Origin of the sequence: Caloramator sp. ALD01 (assembly GCF_000472625.1) — a bacterium.
In the GTDB taxonomy this organism is placed as follows: domain Bacteria; phylum Bacillota; class Clostridia; order Clostridiales; family Caloramatoraceae; genus Thermobrachium; species Thermobrachium proteoclasticum.
In genome coordinates, this window is the sequence record NZ_AXAA01000016.1 from 53896 (window position 1) to 68466 (window position 14571).

The 14571-nt window shown below is 31.8% G+C and carries 12 protein-coding genes and 1 other annotated feature; of the genes, 7 read left to right on the forward strand and 5 right to left on the reverse strand.

Translation table 11 applies throughout. The features are described 5' to 3' along the window. Positions 1-261 precede the first annotated feature (261 nt). Positions 262-771 (forward strand): ferritin, encoded by a 510-nt coding sequence (locus A3M9_RS0107980; RefSeq protein ID WP_027308760.1) that lies wholly within the window; start codon positions 262-264, stop codon positions 769-771. Positions 772-1103: 332 nt separating this feature from the next. Here the strand turns inward: A3M9_RS0107980 and A3M9_RS0107985 are convergent, their stop codons facing one another. Further along, on the reverse strand, positions 1104-1826 hold the full coding sequence (locus tag A3M9_RS0107985; protein ID WP_027308761.1) for a gamma-glutamyl-gamma-aminobutyrate hydrolase family protein: 723 nt from the start codon (positions 1824-1826) through the stop codon (positions 1104-1106). Positions 1827-1936: 110 nt separating this feature from the next. On the opposite strand from A3M9_RS0107985, the gene A3M9_RS0107990 reads away from it, so the two are divergent. Continuing rightward, on the forward strand, positions 1937-3088 hold the full coding sequence (locus A3M9_RS0107990) for an aminotransferase class V-fold PLP-dependent enzyme (RefSeq protein ID WP_027308762.1): 1152 nt from the start codon (positions 1937-1939) through the stop codon (positions 3086-3088). Between the two features lie 401 nt (positions 3089-3489). Here the strand turns inward: A3M9_RS0107990 and A3M9_RS0107995 are convergent, their stop codons facing one another. The 3 genes from A3M9_RS0107995 to iadA all read right to left on the reverse strand — a co-directional run bounded on the left by A3M9_RS0107995 (position 3490) and on the right by iadA (position 6187). Further along, complete coding sequence (locus A3M9_RS0107995) at positions 3490-4041, reverse strand: hypothetical protein (RefSeq protein WP_027308763.1); 552 nt, start codon at positions 4039-4041, stop codon at positions 3490-3492. Beyond that, positions 4042-4863 carry a hypothetical protein gene (locus tag A3M9_RS0108000; protein WP_027308764.1) on the reverse strand — a complete coding sequence of 274 codons (822 nt, stop codon included), beginning with the start codon at positions 4861-4863 and terminating at the stop codon, positions 4042-4044. 151 nt (positions 4864-5014) lie between these two features. Further along, positions 5015-6187, reverse strand: coding sequence for a beta-aspartyl-peptidase (gene iadA, locus A3M9_RS0108005; protein ID WP_027308765.1), 1173 nt, complete (start codon positions 6185-6187; stop codon positions 5015-5017). Between the two features lie 253 nt (positions 6188-6440). On the opposite strand from iadA, the gene plsY reads away from it, so the two are divergent. From plsY to A3M9_RS0108020, 3 genes are all read left to right on the forward strand, one after another. Then, the gene (plsY, locus tag A3M9_RS0108010) at positions 6441-7028 is read left to right on the forward strand and encodes a glycerol-3-phosphate 1-O-acyltransferase PlsY (RefSeq protein ID WP_027308766.1); all 588 of its coding nucleotides are present in this window, start codon (positions 6441-6443) and stop codon (positions 7026-7028) included. 52 nt (positions 7029-7080) lie between these two features. Continuing rightward, positions 7081-7284, forward strand: a binding site (T-box leader). A gap of 75 nt (positions 7285-7359) precedes the next feature. Next, positions 7360-9057 carry an arginine--tRNA ligase gene (gene argS / locus A3M9_RS0108015; protein ID WP_027308767.1) on the forward strand — a complete coding sequence of 566 codons (1698 nt, stop codon included), beginning with the start codon at positions 7360-7362 and terminating at the stop codon, positions 9055-9057. 142 nt (positions 9058-9199) lie between these two features. Next, entirely contained in the window at positions 9200-11152 is a 1953-nt protein-coding gene (locus A3M9_RS0108020; RefSeq protein WP_027308768.1) for a sigma-54-dependent Fis family transcriptional regulator, read from the forward strand. A gap of 59 nt (positions 11153-11211) precedes the next feature. On the opposite strand, the gene A3M9_RS0108025 is transcribed toward A3M9_RS0108020, so the two are convergent. Continuing rightward, positions 11212-12030 carry a GTP pyrophosphokinase family protein gene (locus tag A3M9_RS0108025; protein ID WP_027308769.1) on the reverse strand — a complete coding sequence of 273 codons (819 nt, stop codon included), beginning with the start codon at positions 12028-12030 and terminating at the stop codon, positions 11212-11214. A 366-nt stretch (positions 12031-12396) separates the two neighbouring features. Between A3M9_RS0108025 and A3M9_RS0108030 the strand changes: the two genes are divergently transcribed. Further along, a complete protein-coding gene (locus A3M9_RS0108030; protein WP_027308770.1) occupies positions 12397-13806 on the forward strand; it encodes a hypothetical protein in 1410 nt (469 codons plus the stop codon). A gap of 60 nt (positions 13807-13866) precedes the next feature. Continuing rightward, the gene (locus A3M9_RS0108035; protein WP_027308771.1) at positions 13867-14283 is read left to right on the forward strand and encodes a Fur family transcriptional regulator; all 417 of its coding nucleotides are present in this window, start codon (positions 13867-13869) and stop codon (positions 14281-14283) included. Positions 14284-14571 lie beyond the last annotated feature (288 nt).

Sequence of the window (14571 nt, forward strand, 5' to 3'; positions counted from 1 at the left end):
GGCCGCTCGGCTCGGCACGTCCTGTGCCGAATTNNGGACTTTTTCAAAGTCGAAAAGCAATAATTGCTAAAGCTCATGAAATATGCCCTTTTGAAATCCTTTCATGGGGCTTTTTCAGGTTTTAGCTACCAAACAAGTTTGTCAACAATCTGAATAATATGTAATATTATAATTTATTAACTAAGCAACTGTACTTTTTAGAAAATTAATGTTATTATATAATTATTATCCATAAATTATTTTTACAAAGGAGGTACTATTATGGTATCACAAAGATTATTCGAAAAACTAAACGACCAAATGAACTTTGAATTCTATTCATCACATATTTATCTTGCTATGTCAGCATATTTTGAATCAATTGATTTACCTGGATTTGCAAACTTCTTTAGAGTTCAAGCAGAAGAAGAAAAGTTCCACGCAATGAAGTTCTATTCTTACATAAACGAAATGGAGGGAAGAATTTTCTTCAAAGGAATACCAGATGTAGAAAATGAATATAGTTCTGCCCTTGATGCTCTAAAGGCAGCCCTTGAACACGAAAAGAAGGTAACTAAGAGAATATATGAACTAATGGATATTGCACTTGAAGAGAGAGAACACGCAACAATGAGCCTCTTAAAGTGGTTTATTGACGAACAGGTTGAGGAAGAAGCTACCGTTAATTCACTAATTAAAAAGCTTGAAAGAATAGGAAATGATGTAAGTGCTCTTTATTCTGTCGACGAGCAACTTTCCACAAGAGTATTTACTCCTCCAACTAACGCATAATAAGGTGCCCATCACCTTGTGAGATTGTTGACAAACCCACTTGTTAGCTAAAGTATGAAGAAGCCCCATGAAAGGATTTTATTGGGCTCTTTCATGAGCTTTAGCAATTCTTAGCTTTTCGACTTTAAAAAAGTCCTAAATTCGGCACAGGACGTGCCGAGCCGAGCGGCCATCAGGACGATGGCATCGCGAAGGTAGGACTTTTTTAAACAAAGAAAAGTTTAGAATTGCTCAGCGAAATGAACGAATGCCTTAAAATCCTTCATGGGGCTAATCAATAAATAACTTTTTCAACAGATTGACAAGGCACGTATCGCCTTGTGTCTTCTTTTTTATACACACTGCTTTACAAAATACTCAAATAACCTTGTCATAACTGGATGCTTCTTTGCCATAAGCTCTGGATGCCATTGGACTGCCATAATAGGTTTACTTTCATGCTCTATAGCCTCAATTACCCCATCTGATGAATAGGCAGATACTATAAAATTCTTCGGCACTACCTTTGCAGATTGATGGTGGAAACTATTTACTAATATCCTCTCAGTATCAAACACCTCATAAAGCTTTGTACCCTTCTTTATATCAACATAATGGCCTATATCGTGTATCCCTGCCCTTTGAAAGTGATTAATATATGTTCCCTCAACATCACTTATATCTTGATATAGCTTTCCTCCAAAGGCAACAGTTATTATCTGTTGACCTCTGCTAATTCCAAGTATAGGCATATCCTTCTCTATTGCCGCCTTTACTATAAAAAGTTCACACAAATCCCTTGGAGTATATGTAAAACCAACATGAAGGGATGGCTCTTCTCCATAGTATATTGGATTTACATCTGAACCACCAGATAATATAATTCCATCTAATGTATCCATTATCTTTAATAAATCCTCTTCACTGTTTATAATAGGAATTAAAACTGGTACTCCTCCAGCCTCCATAACTACATCAATAAAGTCCTTTGCAACATAATTTCTCTCCTGCCCTAAAGATAAATCCTTATCTGAAATCATATAGTCACAAGTTATCCCTATTAGCGGCTTGCTCATCTTATCAACCCCTTTTTATTTTTATTTTATAACATTATATAAAAAATTACAAATTAATATTAATAATATGTTAAAATATAATTGACACATTTACCTAAAGGAGTGATACAGTGAAAAGAGTATACTTAGATAATGCTGCTACCACATACCCAAAACCAGAATGTGTTTCAAAAGCTGTATGTGATTTTATAGAAAATATAGGAAGTAACGTTGGACGTGGAAGCTATCAAAATTCCTACTCTGCGGCACAGATAGTATATGAAACAAGGGAACTTCTATGCAACCTATTTAAATTTAACAATCCTCTATCCACAGTCTTTACTATGAACATAACCCAAAGTTTAAATATGCTTTTAAAGGGATTTTTAAAACCTGGTGACCATATTCTGGTATCTTCTATGGAACACAACGCAGTAATGAGGCCACTTAATAGCCTTAAAAAATTAGGAATTGAATTCACGAAAATACCCTGTGATGTATTTGGTCAAATAGACTATGATGTGGTTGAAGGCTTAATCAAGCCAAATACAAAGATGGCAGTAATATCCCACGCCTCAAATGTTTGTGGTACAATGCAGGATATAGAAAAACTTGGCTCTATTTTTAAAAAATATAATATTCATTTTGTTTTAGATAGTGCTCAAACTGCAGGAGTATTTGACATAGACTTTAAAAAAGCAAATCTAAGTGCATTATGTTTTACAGGTCACAAGGGACTTCTTGGACCTCAAGGAATAGGAGGTTTTATTATAACAAACGAATTTGCATCAAAAATAACCCCATTAATTGAAGGTGGAACAGGAAGCCTCTCTGAATCCGAAGAGCAACCTGAATATCTTCCCGATAAATTTGAGGCAGGAACCCTTTGCCTTCCTGCAATATATGGACTTAATGCATCATTAAAATACATACAGAAGGAAACAACAAAGGCAATTAGAGAAAAAGAACTTTATTTAACTAAATTATTTATAGATGGGGTAAAGAACATAGATGGAATAAAGCTAATTGGATACGAAGATATTAAAAATAGGGCTCCTGTTGTCTCACTCTGCTTTGAAGATATAGACAATTCAGAGGTTGCCTTTTTATTAGATAGAGATTATGGAATTATGACAAGGGTTGGGCTACACTGTGCACCATCTGCCCATAAGACACTAAACACATTCCCAAAGGGAACAGTAAGGTTTAGCTTTGGCCATATGAATACAGAAGAAGAGGTAAAATATACCCTTGATGCAATATATAAAATTATGGGTAAATAGATATGCTATAATTTATATATAAATTATAGATTGTTGAAAAAGTTATATATTGATTAGCCCCATGAAGGATTTTAAGGCATTCATTCATTTCGCTAAGCAATTCTAAGTTTTTCTTTGTTTGAAAAAGTCCTACCCTCGCGATGCCATCGTCCTGATGGCCGCTCGGCTCGGCACGTCCTGTGCCGAATTACGGACTTTTCAAAGCCGAAAAGCTAAGAATTGCTAAAGCTCATGAAAAAGCCTATTGAAATCCTTTCATGGGGCTTTTTTAAAATCAAACCACCTATATATTTAATAATAGACTAAATAAATTTTATGTTACTTACTAATTATAGTTTAACAATCACTTACTAAAGTTAAGAAACATCTATCACTAATTATTTTAAAATTTCAATTTATTCTTATATCGCATCTCCAATCTTTTTAAAAAGATACCCTAAATACAGCCCTATAATACAACATACAATTGCAGAAATAATGGCAATATACCCAAATTCCAAAGGAAGATTTAAGGAAAATGGATCAAAAAATATAACTAAAACTGAAAATATAAAAAATGTTCTAAATGCATTATTTATGGATTTTTCTATTTTTAAAAGTCCTCTATCCCTTAAAACAGAAGAAATTCCTTGACATAAAATATAAAGAACATATAAAAATAAAACCACTTCTAAAGAATTTAAGAACTTCAAAATAATTATACTATACTGCGTTTCAAGTAATTTGTATAAATAATTCTGCTCAAGAATGTCCTTTATTCCTATTGGAATTAACACTATTGTTGGTAATTTTGCCTTGTTTAAAATTTCTATTTCACCAGATAACAAGTTTAGTGAATAAAGAATAAATATATATCCAACAAAATTAGGAAGTATATTTAAATATCCTATATGAATATTCAAAAATATATACATCATACCCCAAAAAAGATATTTATATGCTCCTTTATTCATCTATTTATTCACCCCACTTTTTGAATATTTAAGTGCATTAAAGATATCCTTGCCTATAAACTGATTATTTACTGCAAAGGAGTTAACACCCATTTTACCATCTAAAGTTTCAAATTCTACATTCACAAAAAAGTTATATACATTGTATTTCATACTACTTTCTTTATTAAATTCAAAGTTTGCTTCTACCGTTAACTCTTCATCCTTTGCTATTATTGTTGAAGGCTCATCACCATTAACCACTTTACCATTAACCTTTAGTCCTAATAGACCATCCATATCCATAAACTCATAGTTCAATTTTTTTATCTTTAAGTTATCATTGGCTCTAAATGTAGCTATCGTTCTACCACCTGAAATACTACTTATTGATCTAAAGCTTAAAATATCGCTGTTTATTTTATTTTCTGTATATATATAAATTCTTCCTATGTCAATAACTCTTTTTTCTCCATTTTTATATTCAACCTCACTCTTAGTAACAAGTGTATTTTTAATTTTATCTAAAATTTCCTTGTCATCTCCCTGCAATAGATTTAATTCTATACACTTTAAATCATAATTTCCTGAATGTATACTAATTGTTTTATTTAATATAACTGGTTTATAATCAATTTCAGGAAAATATATAGAGGTTATGTTATCCTCCCTATTAGCCATATCTATATAATAAAGACTAATAGTTTGCATTCCCTCTCTTACCTCATAATAATGTTTTAAAAAGAAAGGTTCCTTTAAAACTTTAAAATAATATACGTTACCAACCCACGCTGCAATCCATAGAAAAAGTCCAAATATCACATAATTTCTTTTTATTCTCATAATACACCCCCCAATAAACATACCATAATTATACATTAATATAGATTTTATTACAATATTTACATTAACTTGTTAATCAATTCTTTTCAAAAAATAAAACCCCATCAATTTATAACTCTTTTTTGATGAGGTTGTCATTTACTCTAAAATTTTATTCAAATGTTCCCCTAAATAAAATATTTTTATCCTCCATTAAAATTTTTCCCATTGCAATAACTGTTTCTATTTCTAAACTATCCTTATCCACTAAAACTAAATCTGCATCCATATTAACATCTACTCTTCCCTTGTTATTTAGCTTTAATATCCTTGCTGGATTTTTTGTTATACATTTTAAAGCCTTATCTATAGGAACCTTATCTTCAAGTACTGCATCCCTAACCTCTTTATACAGCGAAGTAACCCTTCCTATACCAAGCTTTACAAACTCACCCTTCTCATTAAATTGAGGAAGGCTTCCCTGACCGTCCGAAGTTAATGTTATATTCTCCTCCCCTACGCCCTCTTCAAGACAAATTCTAATGGCCCTACTTGCCTTTACTTCTCCCTCTTCCCAAAACACTGGATCTGAACTTGTTGTAAAATCAATAAATCCACCCTTCTTTGCATATTCAATCCCCTCTTTAAAGAGGCTTGGATTTCTGTTTATGTGTGTTGGCCAAAATTGTGTTATTGGTATTTCAGTTGTATCTACTATCTCCTTCAAATAACCTAACATCCTATCTCCATCACCTAAATGAATATTTACAACTCCAGCCTTTTTAGAGAGAATTCCTCCAACCCTTGCATCTGCAGTAAGCCTTTTTATTTCATCTATGCTTGGCTGTGACGACCTGTGGTCGGATAGTGCAACCTCTCCAACTCCAATAACCTTATCTATCATCATAATATCCTTCATAACACTTCCTGTTAAAGTAGTTGTAGGAACCCTATAGGAACCTGTGTAGATATATGTGCTTACTCCCTCCTCCTCAAGTGCCTTTGCCTTTGCATAAAGGTTTTCCATACTTCTTGTAACACCATCAGTTCCAAGGCAACCTACTATTGTTGTAATACCTCCTTTTATAATGTCCGATAAAACTATCTCAGGAGTTCTTGTTGCAAATCCTCCCTCTCCTCCACCACCTGTTATATGTACGTGGCCATCAATAAATCCAGGAAAGGCATAATACTTTGAGCCATCAATCACCTTTACAGGAAAAGGTAGTTTTAAATCAATATCGTCATCTCCAATATAGGCAATTTTATCATCCAATATCAATATATTTTTCTTACCTTTATATTCTGGAGAATAAACCTCTATATTTTTTATAAATATAAGCATCTCAACCTCTCCTTTTTAAATAAATTTAAAATATATTAAGCAACAACTATGCCAATCTTGTTTTTAATTTTTAAAAAATACGTATATAATAAATCAACTCTTCTATGCTCTTTTTATTACCCTATAATAGCCTATATTTGGTTAAATTTTTAATTATATTTTCGCCAATAACAACCAAAAAAACATCCTTGTCATATCTGTTAAATATAATATAAAATATATATATCATAATTTAAAACAAATGGAGGTAAAAATGAAGAACTTATTATTTTTTATTACAGCCTACCTCTGCGGCTCTTTCCCAACAGGTGTGGTAATTGGCAAAACCTTTTATAATATTGATATAAGAGAACACGGTTCTAAGAATATGGGTGGAACAAATGCAGGAAGAGTTCTTGGAAAAAAGGCAGGATTTGTAGTCTCCTTTATTGATGTAATTAAGGTCTTCCTACCTGTACTTATAGCAAAGCAATATCTATCTATGGAGGCTGCTGCATTCGTTGGGATATGTGCCCTACTTGGACATTGTTACCCTATATTTGCAAAATTCAAGGGAGGCAAAGGTGTTTCATCCTTCTTTGGAATAATATTTGCACTCGACTTTTTACTTGGTATTGTACTTTTAGTTATTTGGAAAATATTAAAGCACGCCACCAACTATGTATCAGTTGCATCAATGCTCTCCTGTTTTATAATTACTCTAATTTTCTTCTACAAATACAAAAATGTAAAACTTTTAATCGTTCTTTTAGCACTTTCACTTTTTATAGTATATCTACATAGAAGCAATATCAAAAGACTTTTAAATGGCAATGAAAATAAGGTAAATCCCAACAGATAAACCTTGAATTATTGCAATTAATATTTTATAATAATGTTTAAAACTCAATATTTAAAAGTCTATGAAGAGGAGGAGTACCTTAAGACATCTGTCTTAGCGAGTAGAGGACGGTGGAAGCTCTACACAGACCTTTTGGGAAAAGAGCCTTGGAGACTCTGCCAGAAAGCATCTGCAAGTATGGTAAGACCCCTGTGGGTTATCTAAATAAGTGGGCTTTTAGCCAATTAGAGTGGTACCGCGGACAACCGCCTCTATTATAGAGGCGGTTTTTTTTATTTCCATTTTTATTAGACAATGTAAACAATATTCTACATATATCGGAGGTGTAAAAATGAACTATAAGTTAATAATTGCAGAAAAGATTGCAAAGGCTGCAGAACTTAATGTTGACGATGTACAAAAACTTATTGAAATCCCACCAAAACCTGAAATGGGGGATTTTGCATTTCCTTGTTTCCAACTTGCAAAGGTATTTAGAAAGGCTCCAAATTTAATTGCACAGGAACTATCCGAAAAAATAGATAAAGATGGATTGGAAAAGGTTGAAACAGTTGGAGGATATCTAAACTTTTTCGTGGATAAGGCCTCCTTCTCAAAGGGTGTTATAGAAAAAATATTAACTGAAGGGGAAAACTATGGTCATTCTAAAATAGGTGAAGGCAAAACTGTTACAATAGACTTCTCATCACCAAACATTGCAAAACCCTTCCACGTTGGACACCTATGTTCAACAGCAATAGGAAATTCTCTATACAAAATACTTTCTTCACAGGGATATAACTGTGTAGGTATAAACCATCTTGGAGACTGGGGAACACAATTCGGAAAGCTAATTGCAGCATACGAACGCTGGGTGGATGAAGAGGCACTACAAAAGGAACCTATTAAGGAACTTCTTAGAATATATGTTAAATTCCACGATGAGGCAGAAAAAGATCCATCCCTTGAGGATATTGCAAGACAACACTTTAAAAATCTTGAAGATGGACACGAAAAAGAGGTTAAACTATGGCAGAAGATAAAAGATGTAAGCCTTATGGAATTCAATAGAATATATGATATGTTAAATATAAAGTTTGACTCCTATGCAGGTGAGAGCTTCTACAACGATAAAATGGATGCAGTTGTTGAAGAGTTAAAGCAAAAAAATCTTCTTGTAGAAAGTAAGGGAGCACAGGTTGTAAATCTTGATGAATACAATATGCCTCCTTGTATAATATTAAAGGCTGATGGTGCATCAATTTATGCAACACGCGACCTTGCTGCAGCAATCTATAGAAAAAAGACCTACGACTTTTATAAGAATATCTATGTAGTTGGTATGGATCAGTCTCTACACTTTAAACAAGTCTTCACCACTCTAAAGCTTATGGGATATGATTGGGCAGACAACTGTGTTCACGTTGGATTTGGTCTTGTTAAATTTGCCGATAAAAAACTTTCAACAAGAAAGGGAGATGTAATATTCCTTGAAGACCTTCTAAACGAAGGAATAGCACGTGCAAAACAGGCTATTGAAGAAAAGAACCCATCACTTGAAAATAAAGATGAGGTTGCGAAGAAAGTTGGACTTGGTGCTGTAATATTTACTTACCTAAAGAACAACAGAGAAAGAGAAATCATATTCAACTTTGATGATATATTAAGCTTTGATGGTGAAACAGGACCATACGTTCAATACTCCTATGCAAGGGCAAAGAGCATACTTCGTCGTGCAGAGGAGGAAAAACTTAATACATCAGCTGATTTTACAAAGCTTTCTTCTCAAGAGGAATTTGAACTTGTAAAATTACTTGCATCCTTCAATGAAGCTATACTTCTTGCAATTGAAAAATACGAACCATCAATAGTTACAAGATATATAATAGACGTTGCAAAGGCCTTCAACAAATTCTACAACCTATGTCCAATACTATCCTGTGAAGATGAGGGGCTAAAGGCTGCAAGATTAAAATTAGTTGAAGCTTCAACATTTGTTATTAAAAACGGACTTGCACTACTTGGAATTGATGTAGTTGAAAAGATGTAATATTGTTTTATAAATCCCTTAATATAAATAAAATAATATAAAACTCAAAATAAAAATAGCAACATTCACCATCCTACTCTTAAAAAGGATGATGAATGTTGCTTATCTGTACTTAAGGCTCTATTAAATTTGGGGGTGGGTTATGAATAAGCTCGTTATATTTTCTGGAACCTCATCAACTAAAAAGGAAATTGTAGACCAAATCACTACTCTTTTGGGGGATAATCTTGAAATTTCAGCCTTTGCAACAGATGATGATATTCTTCATCCCATATCAAATTCACTTGTACTTGTAACATCCCCTCTTATACTCGACTCAGTCAAACCTTTAATTAGGGATAACTGCAAAATAATTGTTGCAAGAAGAACCCTAAACCTATCGAATCTTGATAAAATACTATATATAAACCCAAATGAAAACGTACTTTTAGTAAACGACACCTATGAAACAGCAATTGAATCAATTGAACTATTAAAAAACTTTGGATTTGACTTTATAAACTACACTCCCTACTATCCAAATTTAAATATAGATACATCAAATTATAAATATGCAATAACCCCTGGAGAACCACATCTTGTACCCCATAACATTAAAAATGTAATTGACATTGGGCCAAGAATAATTGATATAACAACAATCGTAGAAATACTCTCAAACCTTTCAATGCTCAACAAAAAATCCCACAACATATCAGCCCGATATATAAACAAAATAATCTCCCTAAGTAGAGAACTCTATACAAAAAACAAAAACATTAAGGAATTGAATGAACTTCTCACTCGCCTTATAAACCATATTGATGATGCAATAATATGTTTTGATGGAAATTTAGATATGAAATTCATAAATAACTCTGCAAGGAAGCTTATGCAGACAGAGGATTATGATGATAATCTATATAAAATTAAATCATTTATATCTAATCAAAAATCAAGCGAATCTATACTCTATTTTAACGGATGTGAATATATAGCAATAAAGGAATTAAGCTATGAGCCCGAACTTAGCATTTGTATTTTAAAGAACGCAAGAGAAAGAATTAATATAGAAAATAAACTTAGAAAAGAAATCAAAAATAGAGGGTATGTTGCAAAATACTCCTTTGAAAACATAATACATAAAAGCCCTGTTATGAAGGATCTAATAAACATAAGTAAAAAATTGTCCCAAAGTGATTTTAGCATTCTAATAACAGGTGAGAGCGGTACAGGAAAAGAACTATTTGCAAGTTCTATCCACAACTACTCCAAGCGTAAAAATGCCCCATTTTTAGCAATAAATTTTGCATCACTTCCTGAAGAAATAATAGAGAGTGAATTATTTGGATACGAGGAAGGTGCCTTCACAGGTGCTAAAAAGGGTGGAAAAATAGGGCTATTTGAAATAGCAAATGGAGGAACTATATTTTTAGATGAAATTGGCGATATAACTCCCAAAATACAGTTAAGGCTATTGAGGGTTCTTCAAGAAAAGGAGATTTTAAAGGTTGGCGGAAGTATGCCTATACCTATTGATGTTAGAATAATTGCTGCAACAAATAAGGATCTTTTTACACTTGTGAGGGAGGGGAAATTTCGAGAGGATCTCTACTACAGGCTAAAAAAGCTCTATATAAAATTACCTCCATTAAGAGATAGAAGGGATGATATCCTTCATCTATTCAACTACTTTTTGGATAAAAAATCAGAATACCCACTTGAAGTATCAAAGGAGGTAAAGGATATACTTTTATCCTACAACTGGCCTGGTAATGTTCGTGAACTGGAAAATACAGTTGAATACATACTTGCAATTATAGAAGATGATGTTATAAAGCCTCACCACCTCCCTGAAGATTTAATTTCTACAAAAAGACACTGTAGTCTTGACGATATAGAAGTTTTTATCCTAAAAACTATAAAGGATTTTAACGCAAATAGAAAAATAATTGGAAGAAAAACTCTATCGGAGCTCTCCTTTGAATGCGGTTTAAACCTTTCAGAACAGCAGATAAGAAGCAAGCTAAATATATTACAACAAAACGGATATATAGAGACAAGCAGAGGAAAGGTTGGAATAAGGTTAACTTCAAAGGCAAATTCAATAATATAAAATAAATATAGGCATCAGAATAAATTTACTAAATGAATTTATTCTGATGCCTAACAAACCTACTCCTCAATTTGGAATTGTTCCAATCTATACTGTTGTACCTTCTTTTTAATCTCATCAAGAAGTTTTTTAAATTCAATTATATCCCCCGACTCAAGCAGCCTATTAAATCTATCTTGGTAATCTGTTGACTCTGATATCTTACCAAGTGAGTAAAGTGTAATTATATTATCAAGTATATCAGATATAATACTTGACTTTTCCTCAAACATCTTTTGAGCCTCAATTATTTCCTCTTTTATCTCAGACATTTCTTCATCTAAAAGAAATGCAAGCTCTGCCGCCCTCTTTAACCTTTCCTTTACTTCAGTTGGAATGCTTTGCTTATATTTATAATTTAATGAATGTTCAACTGTAGCCCAAAAGTTCATTGCAAGAGTTCTTATCTGTATTTCTGCAAGTATTTCTACCTCTCCATCTGCCGTTTGAACTGGATATTTTATTATTACGTGGTAGCTTCTATATCCACTTTCCTTTTTGTTTTTTACGTAGTCCTTTTCATATACAATCTTTAAATCCTTTCCATCCCTCTGCCTAATCAGCTGAACTACCTTATATATATCCTCAACAAATTGACACATTATTCTAATACCAGCTATATCCTCCATTTCTTCTGCTATCTTATTAAGAGGGATGTCAAGTTTTTTTGCCTTCTCCAGTATACTTGAGATCTCCTTTACTCTACCTGTAACAAATTCAATTGGAGAATATTCCTTCTTGCTCCTATATTGTTTTCTCATACTTTTAAACTTTATCTTTAGTTCCTCAACTGCCTGCTCGTAGGGAATCAAAAATTCTTTCCAGTCATTCACAAGCATTATCCCCACGCTCCTTTCCATAATAATTTTATCAAAAACTCAACATTTTTCAAACAAAATTTTATTACATTATTTATATTAATTGTTATATTTTTACCAAAATAATACCGCCTATTAGGCGGTTAAAGTAACTTGTACTACATATTATCCTGTATATTTCCTTTATCAATTCTTAAGACTGAAGAATAGTTTGACTTTAGTAGTGAATTTAATATAAAATGACAACATATAAGTATATTAAAACCCATTAAAATAAAAGTAAAAAGATAAATAAACATAAACATCACCACTTTCATTATCTTATTTTAATTGTATCATAAATTATTAATTTTATCAATTTTCAAAATATTTTAGGGAGGTTTTTTTATGGACGACCTTAGGGGTAAAAGGGTATACTTTTTGCTTATAACTATATTAGTATTGATTATACTTCTTTCAAATCTTGGTCAAAACTTTAAAACAGACGGTTTTTCTACGTCCTTTTGTCTTACAAATTACAACGCATTATATAGCAGGTATAAAAGCTCTAAAAATTATGAAGAATATATTAAAAGTTCTTCTTCATATATAGAAAAATTTTTTAAATCAAATAGACTAAAACCTACTGAAAAATCCTATATCCATAGATATACAACCCTTATGCCAAATAAGAAACATCAATCTACCCTTGAAGTAATATCAAAGTATGGTAAGGTTGTTAAAAGATATGAATATGTAACCGAATACTTTGAAGATTATAGAGGTGCGATATCGCCAGGCATCTATATGGATGTACCGCAGATAATAGAGACAGAGAACTTAAATAATGTAAAATATAAATCCTCAATAGCATTAACAGATATATATAAAGATAAAAATCTTTATGAGATATTCAATATAGATATTAAACTAAAAAAAATAGGAATATCTGCAGTTATAAGCCCTGTCAAAGAAGGAGATTTAATGTTAACTTCTAATCTATATAATGGAACCTACTATAATTACAAAGACGGTTTAACTAAATTATTGGTATCACAGACTGTTTATGATGAATTAAAATATTTAACAAGTAAGGGATATGAAGTTAGAGTAAAATCTGGTGCAGAGATAAAGGAAACAACACTTCAAAACATATATGGTGTTATAGAAGGGAAAAATAAACTATATAATCCAATAATCTTTGCAGTTTTTTATGATGATGAATATAAAATAGACGATAAGATTTATAATTCAAACATTGGCAACTTGATAACCTCCAGCATAATGCTTGAAGTTATACGTGCAGTTCAGTATCAAAAGCTAATAAAACCTGACAGAACAATAATATTTGCATTTTTATCAGGGTATAACCAAAATAAAATTGGATTAAATATGCTGCATGGAAGCTTTGAAAATTACGATTTAGTTCTTCTTGAGGATATAGGAAATTCATTAAACTCTGTAATAAACTATTCTAAAAATCAAAGAGATTTAACTTCAACAGCCGAATATTATCTTAAAAAAAATCAAATAAATATTTTGTCCAAAAATATTGACTTAAGCACTCTAAACAAATACACTAATATTACGGCTATTTCAAGCCAAGTTCAAATTAATACGCTTTATGTAACAAAGTGGGGAAAATTTGTATTAGATTTAATAGGAAACTCCTGTTACAATTTAGACTTTCTAACAGGGAACTTCTATAAGCTAAGACTGTTTAAAAACCTTATACGTGAATATTCAGCAATTCTTTCATTAATTACTTTAATTTTACTAATTTACACAATATTTAAACGTCAAAAACCTTTGACGTAGAATGTTATTAGATGTAAAATATTAATAGATAATATTTTTCCTTAAAGAAGGATGGTGAAGATGGATAATTTAACTGCATTATTCAAAGAAAAAAACTTAAAATTGACACCACAAAGATATGCTATATACAAGTACCTTAAGTCAACCAAATCTCACCCATCAGCAGAAATGATATATGAAGCATTAAGACCAGATTTTCCTACAATGAGCCTTGCAACAGTTTATAAGACAGTAAAAACTCTAATAGAGCTTGGATTGGTACAAGAATTGAATGTAGGAGAAGATAATTTTAGATTTGATGCAAACGTAAATACTCATCCCCACATTGTCTGCACAAGCTGTGGTAGGGTTGACGATATAGAGGATGCTGTATTTGAGCATTTAAATGAGGAAGTTGAAAATTACACCAACTACAAAGTAAATACTCATAAACTATATTTCTATGGTGTTTGTCCAAATTGTCAAGGGGAGCTATAATATAGCAGAGATTTCGCAGTAAAATTCCAGTAGAATTTTTATTTTTACTGAAATTATATCTTATTACATCTTATTGAAGAAATGGTATTCCGCCATCCCTGTAGATTATAAAAATAGTTATAACTCCCCCTACCCCAAGAAATTTAAATAATTAATTTCCAATTTTATTGTTGCATTAAGTTTTTTCAAATACTGGGTTATTCCAGGTATCTTCTATTGTAAATCTCTCATCTCTTATATCCTCAATAATATTTATTTGAAGCATTCTTTTCTTTCTAAAACCTCTAA